Genomic DNA, 16,245 nt, shown 5'->3' on the forward strand with positions numbered 1-16,245 from the left:
TACAAATCCATTACAATGGCGTAGACAGTCTAAACTTAAATTAGTTATTATTTGATTTAAGACCAAATTTTTTGTTGAAGCGTTCCACACGACCATCCGCAGCAGCGAATTTTTGACGTCCAGTATAGAATGGATGTGAATCAGAAGAAATATCTAAACGAATAACTGGGTATTCATTTCCATCTTCCCACTCCATTGTTTCTGAAGATGTTTTAGTAGAACCACTTAAAAATTTAAAATCTGTAGTAGTATCTAAAAAGATAACTTTATGATACTCAGGATGAATTCCTTGTTTCATTGTTTTCAGCTCCTTTGCCCTGAACCATCTGGAACAGAGTTATTTGTGAGTTTTTTACCCAATACTGTGTAATTATAATAGTATTTAATGTAAAACGCAACCCTTTGTAACATTAAATAATAGGTTTACCTGTTTTCGTACTTTCTTCAGCTGATTTTTGTAATTGTTCAAAGAAATCTTTATTATTTTTTGAACGTTTTAACTTACGAATAAATCTTTCTGTAAAATCAGTAGAATCAGTAAATAGATTTCGAAGTTGCCATAATGTATCTAGTTCTGCTTTGCTAATTAATAATTCTTCTTTACGAGTTGAGCTTCTACCAATATCAATGGCAGGGAAAATACGACGTTCAGATAATTTACGGTCTAGATGTAATTCCATATTTCCAGTTCCTTTGAACTCTTCATAAATCATATCGTCCATTCGTGAACCTGTATCTACTAGTGCTGTAGCTAAAATAGTTAAACTACCACCCGCTTCGATATTTCTAGCTGCACCAAAAAAGGCTTTAGGTTTGTGTAGTGAAGCTGGATCAAGACCACCAGATAAAGTACGACCACTTGGAGGAATAACTAAGTTATAAGCTCTAGCTAAACGTGTGATAGAATCCATTAAAATAATAACATCTTCACCAATTTCTACTAGACGCTTTGCTCTTTCTAATAATAGCTCTGCAACTTTAACATGATGTTGAGGTGGTTCATCAAACGTTGAATGTACAACTTCTGCAGATTCTACAGAACGTTCAATATCTGTAACCTCTTCGGGTCTTTCACCTACTAATAAAACAAATAATTTAGCATCTGGTTTATTTGTAATAATTGCGTTAGCTATTTCTTTTAGTAAGGATGTTTTACCAGCTTTTGGTGGCGCTAAAATAAGACCACGTTGACCTAAACCAATAGGCGTAACTAAATCCATAATTCGTGTGGAATAATTCTTAGGTTCTGTTTCTAGTAAAATTCTTTCATCTGGATACAAAGGCGTCAACGCTTGGAAGTGAGGACGTTTTTTTACTTCTTCAGCATTATGATCGTTTACAAAGTCGACCTGTAACAAACCATAATATTTTTCATTATCTTTTGGCTTACGGACTTTTCCTGTTACTTTATCGCCTCTTTTTATTTCAAATCGACGAATTTGACTTGCTGAAATGTAGATGTCTTTTTCACCCTTAGAATAGTTTACAGTTCTTAAGAAACCATAACCATCGGGTTGGATATCATCTAAAATACCCTCCATATAATAATTGCCATCTTTCTCCATTTGAGCTTCCATGATAGCTAGTACAAGTTCTTTCTTATTTAATTTGCTGTAATTAGTTAATTTTAAAGATTTCGCTTTTTGAGTGAGTTCTTTTGTAGTGTTGTTCTTGTATAGTTCGTGGAAAGATTCATATTGAGGAGATGTTCGTTCTCTTTCAGGCATAGACTTGCACCCATTTCCTTATTTTTTGTGGTAAAAAGATGATGATAGAACAGTGAACGAAAATGATTTCAAAGTTTTTCGTTAATGTAATTCATTACCTTCTAAATACTAGAATAACTATAGCAAATTTTTAATTTAAATACAAAATGATTTTTTGAAAAGTTAATATAAAAATGCCAATGCACAAATATTCTTCAATATTGTACATTGGCATGATTGATATTAAACCTTATTCAGATTTAACTTTATTTATTTATAATAACCTGCGATTGATTTAACTTCTAAGAATTCTTCGATACCATAGTCGCCCCATTCACGACCTAATCCAGATTGTTTATAACCACCAAATGGTAGATCTGGTTTACGACCTGCTTCGTTAATTTCCACTGTACCAGCTTCAATTGAACGAGCCACTTTGTGTAATGTGTCTTTGTCTTTACCAATAACATATCCAGCTAAACCATATTTAGTATCATTTGCAATTTCAATAGCTTCGTCTAAATCGTTATAAGTGATAACTGACATTACTGGTCCAAAGATTTCCTCTTGAGCTATAGTCATATTATTATCTACATTGATGAAAATAGTTGGACGTGCGAAATATCCTTTTTCTAATCCTTCTGGTTTACCAGGGCCACCATAGAATAATTCAGCACCTTCTTCAATACCTTTATCAATATATGATTGAACTTGGTCAAATTGTTTTTTACTAATAATAGGACCAACTTGAGTACCTTCTTCTCTAGGGTTACCTACTTTAACAGAACTGAATTGTTCTTTAACCGCTTTTAAGAAGTCTTCTTTAATACTATTAGGTACTAAAACACGTGTACCTGCAGTACAAACTTGTCCTGTATTATTAACAACTTTACCAGTAGTTGCTTTAGCTGCGGCTTCAATATCTACATCGTCTAATACGATATATGGTGATTTACCACCAAGTTCTAGTGATACTTTTTTGAAGTCTTTAGCTGCTTTTTCCATAATTTTTGAACCTGTAGGACCAGAACCAGTAAATGACATCATTCTTACTTTTGGATGTTCACTAAGTGGATTACCTACGCCTTCACCATCACCATTTACTAAGTTAAATACGCCTTTTGGCATACCTACTTTATCGAAAATTTCAGCTAAAATTACTGCTGCGAATGGTGTTTCTTCAGATGGTTTCAACACTACTGGACTACCTGCTGCAAAAGCTGCAGCTAGTTTAAGTGATGTTTGGTTTGTAGGGAAGTTCCAAGGTGTTACTAATCCTGACACACCAATCGCTTCTTTAACAACTAAATCATCACCACGACGTTCTTCAAATTCGAAATTATCTAAAGCGTCTCTTGCTGCTGTAAAATGGTTAAGACCCATTTGGTAGTGTACATTTTCAGAAACTGATAATGGTGCACCTAATTCATCAGTAATCGCTTGAATTATATCTTCTTTTCTATTTTCATATTCTTTAACGATTTTATCTAATAAATCTCTTCTATATTCAACCGTACTATGACGGAAATCTAAATATACATTATCAGCTGCTTCTACAGCTTTGTTGACATCTTCTTCATTACCTTTGGCTACTGAGCCAATAACTTCTTCAGTTGCAGGGTTAATTACATCTATTGTTTCACCGCTAGTACTATCAACCCATTCACCATTTATATATTGTTTAGTGAATTGTCTCATCAAACTTCACTCCTTAGAATTGTTATACAACTATTCTAACCACTTTTATTAAAAGTTAAACATATCTGCTCATCATATTAAATTGAACTTGATTTGTTTTGTTTTCACTTTTTATTTAAATTAAGTAACAAAAAAAGAGATAGAGACATAAAAGTTCAACACTTCAGACAACCAATCAATGCTTTCCGAAGCAGGATTTTTAACAAACACTCAATAATGTTGTTCTAATCCTAAACGTTTATGTCCCAATCTCTTTCAAAAATCAATCACACCATCAAATACTATATGCAATTAAGTATTTTAACGGTTTAGAAACTATACGTAGTACAATTTATAAGTACTATTTAACAGTTTCAGGTTCTGGTTCAAGATTTATATTATTTTGAGCCCATTCTTCAATTGGTTTTAAAGATGCGGCTAATGAACGTCCTTTATCAGTTAGTTCATAAATAATAGTAACCGGACTAGTAGAAATTATTCTTTTTTCTACTAAACCCCAATCTCCTAATTCAGTCAATTTTATACTTAGTGCACGAGGCGTGATTGTTTTTAAGTCTCTTTTCAAATCGGAAAAATGTGCAGATTGATCTTCACATCTTGATAAATAATTAATAATCAAGCCATTCCAACTGCGTCCTAAAATTTTAAAAGTTTCTTCTAAATAAGGACAAACTTCCATGATACTCACCTCTCACTCTAATATCTTAATACTAATGCACTTAAATAAGTGCTTATAATTTTAAGTATATTAATTATACCACATTTTTTAAATAGTTTCAGTCCAAATATCTGCACCTAATTGTTTTAAATGCTCAACGATTTGTGTATAGCCACGATAAATATGTTTCACATTATAAATAGTCGTTACACCTTCGGCAATTAAACCTGCTACTATTAAGCAAGCCCCTGCTCTTAGGTCACTTGCATATACTTCTGCTCCTTTAAGTTTTGAAGGTTTAATCGTCGCAGTACCATTATCTTTATTAATGTCCGCTCCCATATGTTGTAACTCCTCAACATGCTTAAATCTCTCAGGATAAATCGTATCAGTTACAAAAGATGGCCCTTTAGTCATAAATAATAAAGGTGTGATGGGTTGTTGTAAATCCGTTGCAAAACCAGGATATACTAATGTTTTAATATCAACGCTTTGGTAAGGTTCATTCTTTCTGATAATAACCTTTTCGTCGTTCAACTCAATATCGACACCCATTTCCTTTAATTTAGAAGTTAAAGCTTCTACGTGTCTTGGAACTATATTATTGATGACTACTTCTTCACCAGCAGCTGCTGCCATACACATATATGAGCCTGCTTCTATACGGTCAGGAATCACTTGATATTCAGTACCATGTAATGTATCAACACCAGTTATTTTAATTGTTGTTGTACCTGCTCCTTTAATTTGTGCTCCCATACTAATCAAGAAGTTAGCTACATCCACTACTTCTGGTTCTTTTGCTGCATTTTCTATAACCGTTTGCCCCTCTGCATGTACTGCAGCTAGCATAATATTAATAGTGGCACCAACACTTACCATATCTAAAAAGATATTTGCACCTTTTAATTGTTTAGCTTCAATTTTCATTGATGTATTACTTGATTCATCTATTTCAGCACCTAAAGCTTTAAATCCTTTTATATGCTGATCAATTGGACGGGGACCTAAAGGACATCCACCCGGAAGACCAATAACGCATTTTTTAAAACGACCGAGCATCGCACCCATCATATAATATGAAGCTCTTAAAGATTCAACTTTGTTATTTGGAAGTGGCGCGTTTTCTATTTCAGTGGTATCAATATCTAATTTTTTACCATTTAATTTAGTTTTAATATTTAAATCTTCTAGCAAGCTTACAAGTGTTTCTACATCAGAGATTTGTGGTAATCCATCTAAATTTACTTGCCCTTGAGCTAATAAAGTAGCCGGAATAATTGCTACTGCACTATTTTTCGCACCACTTATCTCTACTTCACCATTAAGCTTCTTTCCACCTCTAATTTTGATTACTTCTTGAGCCATATTTTTATCTCCTTTGTTTCTATCGTTTATTAAAATTTCACATTATTTGCATTATAAAATAGTTTTACTTTATTTGTAAAATAGTTCATAAATATTAAAACATCATAGCCATTTTATTCAATATACACCATTGAATATGATTAAAATGTTATTTACTTTTACCTCATGCGATTTACTTGTTTTTATTTAAAAATGACGTTTGCCTTATAAAATACGTAATAATTATAGCATAAAAAACAAGCCATTAAACCTAAGTTTAATGGCTTGTTCATTGATATTAATTATTTAGCACGGTTTGAAGTACCGAATTCTTTAATTTTACCTTTAACTGTTGCTTTAATAGCTTCACGAGCAGGTCCTAAATATTTACGTGGGTCGTAAACTTCAGAATCATTGTTTAATACATCGCGAACAGCTTTTGCTGAAGCAATTTGGTTTTCAGTGTTTACGTTAATTTTAGCTGTACCGTAAGGAATTGCTTTTTGAATGTCTTTAGTTGGGATACCAGTACCACCATGTAATACTAATGGTAATCCAGTTGATGCACCAATTTCTTCCATTTCTTTGAATCCTAATTTAGGTTCGCCTTTATATGGACCGTGAACTGAACCTAAAGCAGGTGCTAAAGTATCAATTCCAGTTTTTTCAACTAGTTCTTGACATTCTTTAGGGTCTGCGTAGATAACACCGTCAGCTACTACATCGTCTTCTTGTCCTCCAACAGTACCTAATTCAGCTTCTACTGATACGCCTCTTTCGTGAGCATATTCAACCACTTTAGAAGTGATTTCGATATTTTCTTCGAATGCACTATGTGAAGCGTCAATCATAACTGAAGTGAATCCAGCGTCGATAGCTTCTTTACATTTTTCAAAGCTTGAACCGTGGTCTAAATGGATTGCAACTGGTACTGTGATGTTTAAGTCATGCATTAATCCTTCTACCATTTTAACTACAGTGTAGAATCCGCTCATGTAACGAGCAGCACCTTCAGATACACCTAAAATAACTGGTGCATTTTCTTCTTGTGAAGCTTCTAAAATTGCTTGAGTGAATTCTAGGTTATTTAAGTTGTATTGACCAACTGCATAACCATTTTCTTTTGCATCGATTAACATTTCTTTCATTGAAACTAAAGGCATTATAGTTCCTCCTTGAGTGCTTATGCACGTATTTTTCAAACTCATTATAACAAACTTAATCCTTAATTGCATTCGAATAGATGATTTAAAATTTACAATTTTCACAATCCTTACTACATCTCATTTTGCAAACGTATACAATTAAAATTATTTTTAATCATTGCATTCAATGAGACGTTTATTTAAAATATTTTAATGAATAGAATGGAGGTTAATTATGTCAAAAATACTCAATACACAATTAATTGGCATCTTCGATAGGATCGAAAAACAGTCTTTAGATATACAAATGGGAGCTCAATGCTTAGTCCAAGCTATTGGTGGCGAAGGTCATGTATATATTAAAGGATATGAAGATTTAAAATTTTACGAAGACTTTATATTGAATAGTAATGAAAAATTAAAATCCAGTCGTGCATTAGCAGATTTAAAACATATGAATGATTTAGATACGACTGATAGAGTATTTTTATTTTCTCCTACATACAACGATGACGTTGAAAAAGATGTTCAACAATTAATTGATTTAGATGTTGATTTTGTCCTTATATGTAATCGCCCAAAAAGTGATGACTTTCCAGAGCATTTAATGCATTTCATCAATTTATCTACCCCAAGACCTATCGTTTACACTGAAGACTACGATAAAATTGTTCAACCTCACCCTATCGCGTTTAACTACATTTATTACGACATTTATACACAAATGATCGAAATGACACGTGATTTAGAATTATAAAATATTTATCAAAAAAACGCTGAACATAAAATTCTTCGACAAGTGAAAAAAGGTAATTTCTATTGAAATAATATAGAAATTACTTTTTTAGTATTTTAAATGTAAAGTTACTTATAAATACGTAGTATTTATGGCAAGACTCCTGAGGGAACAGTACTAGTTGAAGACCTTACAAATTCTCACAGATTTATCTGTGTAGTATTTCTGGCTGAAACTGTACCCTCGGAATGCGAAGCCATACAATACGAAGTATTGGGTATAAAGAAAGCACTAAGATGATTAAAATAAATCATCTTAGTGCTTTTATTTTGAGATTTATGTCCTGGCGTGTTTTTCGTATTATTTTTGTTGATGTTTTAATGATGCTTCAACAAAAGCTTTAAATATTGGTTGAGGTCTGTTAGGTCTTGATAAGAATTCTGGATGGAATTGACAAGCAATAAAGAAATCTTTTTCAGGAATTTCTACCATTTCTATTAATCTACCATCTGGACTAGTACCTGAGAATACCATGCCATTAGCTTCTAATTGTTCTCTATAATTATTGTTAAATTCGTATCTATGACGATGTCTTTCTTCAATATTATTTTCATTGTAAATAGAATGTGCTAACGTACCATCTTTAATTGCACATGGATATAAACCTAATCTTAATGTGCCACCTAAATCTTCAATATCTTTTTGTTCTGGTAATAAATCGATGATTGGATGTGGTGTACTTGGATCTAACTCTGCTGAATGTGCACCTTCTAAACCTAATACATTACGTGCAAATTCTACTGTAGCTAACTGCATACCTAAACAAATACCAAAATAAGGAACATTGTTTTCACGTGCATATTTAATAGCTGAAATTTTACCTTCACTTGCACGGAAACCAAATCCACCTGGTACTAAGATACCGTCTACATCTGATAAATAACTCTCAACATTATCATCTGTTACAAGACTTGAATCAATCCATTTAACAACGACATCTTTTTTGAAAGGATAGCCTGCATGTTTAAGTGATTCAACGACTGATAAATAAGCATCTTGCAAGCTTACGTATTTACCTACTAAACCGATAGTAATTTTACCATCTAAGCTATTTACAGTATCAAGTAAATGCTGCCATTCATCTAATTGAGTTTCATATTTAGCATTTAATTGTAAACGTTTGATGACAATGTCATCCATATCTTGTTTACTCAATTGTAACGGGATTTCATAAAGTGAGTCTGCGTCACGACACTCAATAACGCTTTCTTTATTAATATCACAGAATAATGCAATTTTATCTTTTAAATCTTGAGTCATTTCATATTCTGAACGAACTACAATTAAGTCTGGTTGAATACCTAAACCACGCAATTCTTTAACACTATGTTGTGTTGGTTTTGTTTTCATTTCACCGGCAGCTTTAATATATGGTAATAATGTACAATGTACATACATAACATTTTCTCTACCTAAGTCGCTTCTAATTTGACGAATTGCTTCTAAAAATGGAAGAGACTCAATATCACCTGTTGTACCACCAATTTCAGTGATAACTACATCTGCATTTGTACTTTCTCCAGCTAATAATAAACGTTCTTTAATTTCATTTGTAATGTGTGGAATAACTTGCACTGTTCCACCTAAATAATCACCGCGACGTTCTTTTTTCAGCACGTGAGAATATACTTTACCAGCAGTTACGTTTGAATATTTATTTAAATTAATATCAATAAAACGTTCATAGTGACCTAAGTCTAAATCTGTTTCAGCACCGTCATCTGTAACGAATACTTCACCATGTTGATATGGACTCATAGTACCTGGATCAACGTTTAAGTATGGATCAAATTTTTGAATCGTAACTTCAAGACCTCTATCTTTTAATAATCTACCTAATGATGCAGCAGTAATTCCTTTACCTAAAGACGAAACTACGCCACCTGTTACAAATATAAACTTTGTCATAATTTGACCTCCTGAATTTTTAATAAAGCATTTAAATTAAGTATGTATTTAGTTTATGAGGAACGATGTGTACGTGCGATTTACTTTGATTCGTTTTATATCATAGTCTATTTAATCATTCGTTTTAAATAATACTTATTCTACAATATTAATTACCTCATTGGAATCTTGTTTAATTAAAAATAAAAAAAGCTCCCTCTCACATATCAGTAAGGGGAGCGTATTACATTTATACACGTGTCCTATTTAAAGGAGCCCAAATAAAATTCTATCATTTTTAGGATAAAAGTCAATTAGAAATTTAACTTTGATATTCTTCGTCATCTTCCTCATCGTCGAAGTCATCTTCGTCTTCATCTTCTTCGTCAATGACAATATCATTTTCATTAATATCATCTTCAACTTGTTCATCTTCAGGATCATTTAATGTTTCTTGATCATCTGTGACTGCTGGAATATCATCATCGTCATCCGCTTCATCTTCACCTAATAATTTAAGGTTTTTATCTTCTTCATCGTCATCATCAAGAATATCAAATTTTTGAATAGTTGGCGCGATTTTTTCTTCAATATCATCTACTGAGTACCAATCACGAATACCCCATTGGTTTTCACCAACATTTAAAAATCGACCATCTGTATTTAAATCAGTATAGAATTGTACTACACGATTCTCGATTTCATCGTATTCATAATTACCTAATTCTCTAAATTTATCGATAATATCGTATAAATTCATTGTGTCGCCTTTTTCATTTAAAAGCGTATAAGCCATATCAATAAATGATTTCTCATCTACCATTTCTTTTGTGTAATCTTTAATTTTCATTATAAAATACTTCCTTTCAAAGGATTTTCATCTTAAATAAGTTGGTCAAATTTCATTAATTAATAGTAACAAAAATAAATTATAAATGACAATCGGTGTTTACGCAATCTCTGTTAATAATTTATATACTTTTCAAATAAAATATAATCTTCTGCTTGTTCTACTTCTACAAAATTACTATTAATACATAATGGACTTAATTCGTTATTTTCTCCATATAGTGTAATGGATAATACTTTAATATTATCAAAATGTTTACGTATATAGGTTGGTAATTGTCTTAACGCGCTTTCAGCAATTCCTTCATTTCGATGTGTCTTATTTACTTCAATGCCTGAAATACGCATACGGTCTTCAACTTGTTCAATACCTATGAAACCAACTTTTTCACCATCTTTAAGTAAGTTGATTAAATGAATATTCGCCTCTTCTGAAGACTCATTTTCTTCTAGTTTCAAAGAGGATACATGTTTAGAATCCAAGTCCAAATAATATAATCGTTCTTTTCCAATTGGCCCTTCCTCTTTAGTAGCTGCATGCATAAAACCTGCACGTTCATATACATTCCAAGCAGATTGATTTTCAGCATCGACCACTAAATATAAGTGGTTAAAATCTGGGAATAGTGTTTGGACATACTGAGGTAGATACATCATCATTTTAGTACCGTAGCCATGCCCTTGATAACGCTCATTTACTGATAATGATCGAACATAGACGACATTTTCTGGCGTATCATAGCCTTCATGTTGATAATATTGATGTAAAACAAAGAAACCGACAACTTCCCCTTCGCTATTTTTAGCTATATTAGCAACTCGGTCTTCATCATTAAGTGCCTCTTCTAATACTGATTTAGGCAATGAAGAATATATTTGTTGTCTTTCGCTCAATTCAAAATTTAATATATCTTCACGGTATCGCTCTTCAAAAACTTGAATTGTAATATCTTCAAATTGCTTTTTTGTAGTCATAAGTCAATCCCCTATTCATTTAATACTCACTTATTATATATTACTTTACCCTATTGTAATACTATTTCTCATATTAATCGAAATTACTTACACTTAAATTATCATTTTAAATATAACTGTCTTAATTAAACAATTCATTTAATAGGCCTAACTTCAACTTAATAAATAATGCAATACGTTTGATAAATTTGTATTTTAAGTTGAATATGAAATAAACTCTTGTATTTCGTTTAATTTATTATACTATTATGGGTGATGCATTTTTGATTTGAGGTGGGAGTAATATGAAAATAGGAATCGATGCTGGTGGAACGTTAATCAAAATCGTTCAAGAATCTGAACACCAACGTGAATATCACACTGAATTAACTGTCAATATTGATAAAGTAATAAAATGGTTAAATGAAATCGATTTTGAAAGTTTAAGCTTAACTGGAGGTCAAGCAAGTATTATTGCAGAACACATCTCCAAACCAACACAAATATATGTTGAGTTTGATGCTGCTTCAAAAGGGCTTGGAATTCTACTAAATGAACAAGGACATGACATCAATCAATATATTTTTGCTAATGTTGGAACAGGTACGTCTCTTCATTATTATGACGGTGAGCAACAACAACGCGTAGGCGGTATCGGTACTGGTGGCGGAATGATACAAGGTTTAGGTTATTTATTAAGCCAAGTAACAGATTATAAACAATTAACAGATTTAGCTCAAAATGGTGACAGGGATTCAATAGACTTGAAAGTAAAACATATCTATAAAGATTGTGAACCCCCTATTCCTGGCGACTTAACTGCAGCTAATTTTGGAAATGTCTTACATCATGTGAATGAAGATTTTTCAATTGAAAATAAACTCGCTTCTGTAGTTGGTGTTGTTGGCGAAGTGATTACCACAATGGCAATTACTGTTGCTCGAGAACATCAAACAGAAAATGTAGTTTACATAGGATCTTCATTTAATAACAACCCATTATTACGTAAAGTCATAGAAGATTATACTGTATTGAGAGGATTTAAACCTTATTATATTGAGCATGGTGCGTTCTCTGGAGCTATAGGTGCTTTACATTTAACATTAGATCATTAACTCATAAAAGGAGTGAATTGAAACTTATTTATTTCAATTCACTCCTTTTTATCTTAGCAAATATACTATTCAATTAGGTTGTCATTTCATTTGATAGTTTTTGTGCGGATACCACTGTACCAATCACACCAGGTTTTAAATCTATGCCTACCGCTTTGTCATCATCGCGTAATTTATCAAGCCAGTCGTCAAATACACTTGTCTCAATCTCAATTAAATCGCATTCTTCAAAATCTTCTTCTTTTACTTTTTGCGCTCTTTTCTTCAAGCTCCATACAGGCATAATTTGAGGTTTATTTTCTCTATCATCTTCAATTAAGATAAAATTCTTTTCACTTTTATTTGTCAGACCATAAACATGGTCATATTTAGCAACATCTTTAACAAATTCTTTAATTCTAATTTTATCAAGTTCAGACATTAACTCTCTCGAAATTTCATAAATATTGACTAGTTTTCCACTCTGTTCATTAGTTATATCTATGAGTACTTTATCTGTTTCATCAAATAATTCATCTAAATCATATGCGACAAAACGGTCTAAATCTATTTTCACTATCTTATCATAACTAATGTCATTATCATTTAAATATTGTTTCGCCGTTTCATCATCAGTCCAAACAGTTACATATAATTGTTCATTTTTCGTTAAACGTACTATTTTTTTATTTTTAGAAGCAAAATATAAATGTTCATTAATTAACATTTCTTTGAAAAATGGTTCTTCTTTGTAAGACATTTTACACCCTCGATTCATATATTATATTTTATCACTTAATAAAAATATTAAATGACTCATTTTCGTTAGTCAACAGAGCGATGATGCTATACCGTACTTATTCATTGATTAGATTAATCATTTATACTAATTAATGATATTATTAGTTTTTCTTTTTTATAAAATACCCTTGAAAATTAAGCTATTGTACTTAAAATTCAAGGGTCGCTATTTTATTTAACTTTTAAATCATTTAAAAATGCTTCTTCCATTTGTTGAATATATGCTTTATCTTTACCATGCCATATACATCCAAATCTTGAATTGACTTTATTGACGCCATACCAGTCACCATCGTAATAAGATAACGGATATAATACACCTTTTTTCACGTATTTAAGAATGGTGTTAAAGAAATGGTCATTATTACCATCAGAAAAGTAACTATAAAATTTATGGTATCCATTAGTTAATTCATCAGCTAGTAATAACATACTAGTAGAACCATTTTGTCTAAAGTTTAAATCTATTGCGTAAACATCATTATGTTCATCTAATAACAAGTCAAACCCTGCCACACCGAAGAAACCTAAACTTACTCCTATTGACATAATCTCTCTACCAGCATCAATGACGTGTTGTGGTACATCTTCAACGTTTTCATTACCATTATAAAAGCCATATTCATTGGTTAATTGTCTAGCTGTTCCTAAATATTGAATCCCTATATCTTCTGAATAAGCAAATTGAACACAGTAATTTTGAACAGCTTCAATTTTTTGTTCAATGATTAATTGTTCTGTAGCTTCAGTTGCATCTTTAATACGTTTTTTAGCCTTAGCTAAATCTTGATTATTATAACAGATCATCACTCCGTATCCACCAGCAGTTGGTAAATCGTCTCCCGGTTTAATAACAAATGGATAATTCCAATGTTCTATAGCTTCATCGAATTGCTCTATAGGTATAATTTCTCTTTGAGGAAGATATTTACCATTCGTCCATTCTGGTATTCTTGCTTTATTATTCAAAGCTACAAATACATCTTTGTTTAAAGCGTAGTATGATTTTTCAAGTACATCTTCGTCATGTATATATTGAAAATATATCTTTTTTCTTTCTTCATGTGCTAATTTTTTAATTAATGATTCATATGTTTGTTGATCACTAAACTTATAAATACTTGGTGGAATACGTTTTCCTACCTCTTCAAATAATTTCTCTAGCTTATCAGTTACACTTGCTTCATGCACTATAACGGGAAACTGATTCGCAATAAGTAATTCTCGCCCTGTTAAAAAATTAGACTGATGTTCATCTGGTTTAAGCCATGGGTTAGAAATGTATGAAGGTCTAGAAGTATATACTACATTATCCTGGTATAAATCACTTAAAGTTAATTTTGGACTATATACATTTTCACTCATTATTTCACATGTCCCTTCATATGATGATGTTCTTCAACAATTTCATTGAATAACGACGTATCATTTATTAATTCTAAACCCATTAATGCCATAATTTTTGCCCCTTTAATTAATGCTTGATCCCCTTGTAAACTTGCTGCCGCTTCTCTAAAACGATGCGTATGACCTACAAGATTTCTAGAACCAATTTTAATATGGGGATGTATTGTTGGAACTACATGGCTGACATTACCAGTATCTGTAGAACCATAACCAAAATCATCATCAATGACCGCTTCTCCCATTTCAGTTGCGTATTTCTCAAATAAATCATCTAATTTAGGAGATTTAATAAGTTCATTCACTCCATTTTGAATAGGACCAAATTCATAGTCGCAACCCGTTTGAATAGCAGCTCCACGTGCAATTTGTTTAACCTTTTCAGTTAATACGTCTAGCTCTTTTCTTGAAGTGGCTCTTGTATAAAATCGTGCATGTGTAAAGTCAGGGATGATATTGGCAGCTTTACCGCCATCTAAAATCACACCATGAACACGCTGACTTTTTTTAATATGTTGTCTAAGTTGCGCTACACCATTGAAATAAGAAATCATTGCATCTAATGCATTAAGTGCTTCATCTGTATTTTCAGATGCATGCGCGCTTTTTCCGTAAAATTTCACATCTAATACATCTACTGCAAGTGTATTAATCGTTCTATAAGTTTCGTTGCCAGGATGTACCATTAAAGCAATATCAATATCATCTATTATGCCTGCTTTAACGTAAGAGGCTTTGGCACTACCATTCTCTCCACCTTCTTCTGCTGGGCAACCTAAAACAACTACAGAACCACCTATATGATCAATAACTTGTTTTAAAGCAATACCACCTAATGTACTTGCAGTTCCTATAATATTGTGACCGCAAGCATGTCCTAAACCGGGTAATGCATCATATTCTGCTAAGAAACCAATCACTGGTCCTTCTTTATCAGATTCATATGTTGCTATAAAACCTGTAGCATGTCCTGCAATATCAGTTTCGATTTCAAAACCATTTGCTTTTAATGTATCAATCAATGTTCTAGATGCAAAAATTTCTTCATTTCCTAGTTCTGGTCTTTCATGTATGCGATGACTCATTTCTACATATTCGTATTTATTATTTTCAATATAATCTAATATATTTTGCTTTTCGCTCATATTACCAAACTCCCATTCTACTAATCCACTATCTTTCTAAAGATACCCATAAACTTTATCGTTCAATTAATTATTACTCATTTTATCGGATTTACTTTTAAATGTCATTACATTTATTAATGTTTACACAATTTTCTTACAATTCAAACTTGTAATTTAACCATTAATCATTCTTATCTTAAAATTGTAAAAACAAAATAGTATTGTTACAATTTAGTTATTCATTAAATGAGTTTGTACGTATATTCAAGGAGGGTAATATAATGGCAAAAATGAACGTAGAAAGTTTCAATTTAGATCACACTAAAGTGGTAGCACCATTTATTAGATTAGCAGGTACTATGGAAGGCTTAAATGGCGATAAAATTAATAAATATGATATTCGCTTCAAACAACCAAATAAAGATCATATGGAAATGCCTGGATTACATTCTTTAGAACATTTAATGGCTGAAAATATTAGAAATCATACAGATAAAGTTGTTGATTTAAGTCCAATGGGTTGTCAAACTGGTTTCTATGTATCATTCATTAATCACGATGATTATGATGATGTATTAAACATAGTTGAAAAAACATTAAACGATGTTTTAAATGCAACTGAAGTTCCTGCATGTAATGAAGTTCAATGTGGTTGGGCTGCAAGCCATTCACTTGAAGGTGCAAAAGAAATTGCACAAGCATTCTTAGATAAACGTGACCAATGGCATGATGTATTTGGAGAAGGTAAATAATAAACTTAATCATAAAAAAAAGACGTT

The 16,245-nt window shown here is 31.8% G+C and carries 15 protein-coding genes; 3 read left to right on the top strand and 12 right to left on the bottom strand.

Going from position 1 to position 16,245, the window contains the following annotated elements; all coding sequences use genetic code 11:
- Window positions 1-40: 40 nt before the first annotated feature.
- The 6 genes from GVY01_RS07485 to fdaB form a co-directional block, all read right to left on the bottom strand.
- Window positions 41-298: a type B 50S ribosomal protein L31 gene (locus GVY01_RS07485; protein WP_017636782.1), complete on the bottom strand. Its 258-nt coding sequence runs from the start codon at window positions 296-298 to the stop codon at window positions 41-43.
- Window positions 299-410: 112 nt separating this feature from the next.
- On the bottom strand, window positions 411-1,727 hold the full coding sequence (gene rho, locus GVY01_RS07490) for a transcription termination factor Rho (RefSeq protein ID WP_159333698.1): 1,317 nt from the start codon (window positions 1,725-1,727) through the stop codon (window positions 411-413).
- Between the two features lie 249 nt (window positions 1,728-1,976).
- Window positions 1,977-3,404 carry an aldehyde dehydrogenase family protein gene (locus tag GVY01_RS07495; RefSeq protein WP_108016980.1) on the bottom strand — a complete coding sequence of 476 codons (1,428 nt, stop codon included), beginning with the start codon at window positions 3,402-3,404 and terminating at the stop codon, window positions 1,977-1,979.
- Between the two features lie 340 nt (window positions 3,405-3,744).
- Complete coding sequence (locus GVY01_RS07500) at window positions 3,745-4,083, bottom strand: winged helix-turn-helix transcriptional regulator (RefSeq protein WP_017636785.1); 339 nt, start codon at window positions 4,081-4,083, stop codon at window positions 3,745-3,747.
- Between the two features lie 87 nt (window positions 4,084-4,170).
- Window positions 4,171-5,430 carry a UDP-N-acetylglucosamine 1-carboxyvinyltransferase gene (locus tag GVY01_RS07505; RefSeq protein ID WP_017636786.1) on the bottom strand — a complete coding sequence of 420 codons (1,260 nt, stop codon included), beginning with the start codon at window positions 5,428-5,430 and terminating at the stop codon, window positions 4,171-4,173.
- Window positions 5,431-5,711: 281 nt separating this feature from the next.
- Window positions 5,712-6,572: a class IIb fructose-bisphosphate aldolase FdaB gene (gene fdaB, locus GVY01_RS07510; protein ID WP_017636787.1), complete on the bottom strand. Its 861-nt coding sequence runs from the start codon at window positions 6,570-6,572 to the stop codon at window positions 5,712-5,714.
- A 217-nt stretch (window positions 6,573-6,789) separates the two neighbouring features.
- Here fdaB and GVY01_RS07515 point away from each other — a divergent pair, with 217 nt between their 5' ends.
- A complete protein-coding gene (locus GVY01_RS07515; protein ID WP_017636788.1) occupies window positions 6,790-7,311 on the top strand; it encodes a DUF2529 domain-containing protein in 522 nt (173 codons plus the stop codon).
- Window positions 7,312-7,650: 339 nt separating this feature from the next.
- On the opposite strand, the gene GVY01_RS07520 is transcribed toward GVY01_RS07515, so the two are convergent.
- The 3 genes from GVY01_RS07520 to GVY01_RS07530 form a co-directional block, all read right to left on the bottom strand.
- Complete coding sequence (locus GVY01_RS07520; RefSeq protein WP_017636789.1) at window positions 7,651-9,258, bottom strand: CTP synthase; 1,608 nt, start codon at window positions 9,256-9,258, stop codon at window positions 7,651-7,653.
- A gap of 301 nt (window positions 9,259-9,559) precedes the next feature.
- The gene (gene rpoE, locus GVY01_RS07525; RefSeq protein ID WP_017636790.1) at window positions 9,560-10,087 is read right to left on the bottom strand and encodes a DNA-directed RNA polymerase subunit delta; all 528 of its coding nucleotides are present in this window, start codon (window positions 10,085-10,087) and stop codon (window positions 9,560-9,562) included.
- Between the two features lie 113 nt (window positions 10,088-10,200).
- Window positions 10,201-11,061, bottom strand: coding sequence for a GNAT family N-acetyltransferase (locus GVY01_RS07530; protein WP_017636791.1), 861 nt, complete (start codon window positions 11,059-11,061; stop codon window positions 10,201-10,203).
- 284 nt (window positions 11,062-11,345) lie between these two features.
- Here GVY01_RS07530 and coaW point away from each other — a divergent pair, with 284 nt between their 5' ends.
- Window positions 11,346-12,155: a type II pantothenate kinase gene (gene coaW / locus GVY01_RS07535; RefSeq protein ID WP_017636792.1), complete on the top strand. Its 810-nt coding sequence runs from the start codon at window positions 11,346-11,348 to the stop codon at window positions 12,153-12,155.
- A gap of 73 nt (window positions 12,156-12,228) precedes the next feature.
- Here the strand turns inward: coaW and GVY01_RS07540 are convergent, their stop codons facing one another.
- From GVY01_RS07540 to GVY01_RS07550, 3 genes are all read right to left on the bottom strand, one after another.
- On the bottom strand, window positions 12,229-12,894 hold the full coding sequence (locus GVY01_RS07540) for a DUF2750 domain-containing protein (protein ID WP_017636793.1): 666 nt from the start codon (window positions 12,892-12,894) through the stop codon (window positions 12,229-12,231).
- 212 nt (window positions 12,895-13,106) lie between these two features.
- Window positions 13,107-14,300: an L-aspartate--L-methionine ligase LdmS gene (ldmS, locus tag GVY01_RS07545; protein WP_017636794.1), complete on the bottom strand. Its 1,194-nt coding sequence runs from the start codon at window positions 14,298-14,300 to the stop codon at window positions 13,107-13,109.
- Window positions 14,300-15,484: a M20 family metallopeptidase gene (locus GVY01_RS07550; RefSeq protein ID WP_159333699.1), complete on the bottom strand. Its 1,185-nt coding sequence runs from the start codon at window positions 15,482-15,484 to the stop codon at window positions 14,300-14,302. The genes ldmS and GVY01_RS07550 overlap by 1 nt, the downstream gene beginning before the upstream one ends.
- A gap of 263 nt (window positions 15,485-15,747) precedes the next feature.
- On the opposite strand from GVY01_RS07550, the gene GVY01_RS07555 reads away from it, so the two are divergent.
- Window positions 15,748-16,218: an S-ribosylhomocysteine lyase gene (locus tag GVY01_RS07555; protein ID WP_017636796.1), complete on the top strand. Its 471-nt coding sequence runs from the start codon at window positions 15,748-15,750 to the stop codon at window positions 16,216-16,218.
- Window positions 16,219-16,245: the final 27 nt, after the last annotated feature.

This window comes from Staphylococcus sp. 8AQ, assembly GCF_902506595.1.
GTDB classification, from domain to species: domain Bacteria; phylum Bacillota; class Bacilli; order Staphylococcales; family Staphylococcaceae; genus Staphylococcus; species Staphylococcus pasteuri.

What these genes read in the sequence shown, in the direction of transcription:
- GVY01_RS07485 (WP_017636782.1), bottom strand. Translation starts at nt 298, where the DNA reads ATGAAACAAGGAATTCATCCTGAGTATCATAAAGTTATCTTTTTAGAT.
- rho (WP_159333698.1), bottom strand. Translation starts at nt 1,727, where the DNA reads ATGCCTGAAAGAGAACGAACATCTCCTCAATATGAATCTTTCCACGAA.
- GVY01_RS07495 (WP_108016980.1), bottom strand. Translation starts at nt 3,404, where the DNA reads ATGAGACAATTCACTAAACAATATATAAATGGTGAATGGGTTGATAGT.
- GVY01_RS07500 (WP_017636785.1), bottom strand. Translation starts at nt 4,083, where the DNA reads ATGGAAGTTTGTCCTTATTTAGAAGAAACTTTTAAAATTTTAGGACGC.
- GVY01_RS07505 (WP_017636786.1), bottom strand. Translation starts at nt 5,430, where the DNA reads ATGGCTCAAGAAGTAATCAAAATTAGAGGTGGAAAGAAGCTTAATGGT.
- fdaB (WP_017636787.1), bottom strand. Translation starts at nt 6,572, where the DNA reads ATGCCTTTAGTTTCAATGAAAGAAATGTTAATCGATGCAAAAGAAAAT.
- GVY01_RS07515 (WP_017636788.1), top strand. Translation starts at nt 6,790, where the DNA reads ATGTCAAAAATACTCAATACACAATTAATTGGCATCTTCGATAGGATC.
- GVY01_RS07520 (WP_017636789.1), bottom strand. Translation starts at nt 9,258, where the DNA reads ATGACAAAGTTTATATTTGTAACAGGTGGCGTAGTTTCGTCTTTAGGT.
- rpoE (WP_017636790.1), bottom strand. Translation starts at nt 10,087, where the DNA reads ATGAAAATTAAAGATTACACAAAAGAAATGGTAGATGAGAAATCATTT.
- GVY01_RS07530 (WP_017636791.1), bottom strand. Translation starts at nt 11,061, where the DNA reads ATGACTACAAAAAAGCAATTTGAAGATATTACAATTCAAGTTTTTGAA.
- coaW (WP_017636792.1), top strand. Translation starts at nt 11,346, where the DNA reads ATGAAAATAGGAATCGATGCTGGTGGAACGTTAATCAAAATCGTTCAA.
- GVY01_RS07540 (WP_017636793.1), bottom strand. Translation starts at nt 12,894, where the DNA reads ATGTCTTACAAAGAAGAACCATTTTTCAAAGAAATGTTAATTAATGAA.
- ldmS (WP_017636794.1), bottom strand. Translation starts at nt 14,300, where the DNA reads ATGAGTGAAAATGTATATAGTCCAAAATTAACTTTAAGTGATTTATAC.
- GVY01_RS07550 (WP_159333699.1), bottom strand. Translation starts at nt 15,484, where the DNA reads ATGAGCGAAAAGCAAAATATATTAGATTATATTGAAAATAATAAATAC.
- GVY01_RS07555 (WP_017636796.1), top strand. Translation starts at nt 15,748, where the DNA reads ATGGCAAAAATGAACGTAGAAAGTTTCAATTTAGATCACACTAAAGTG.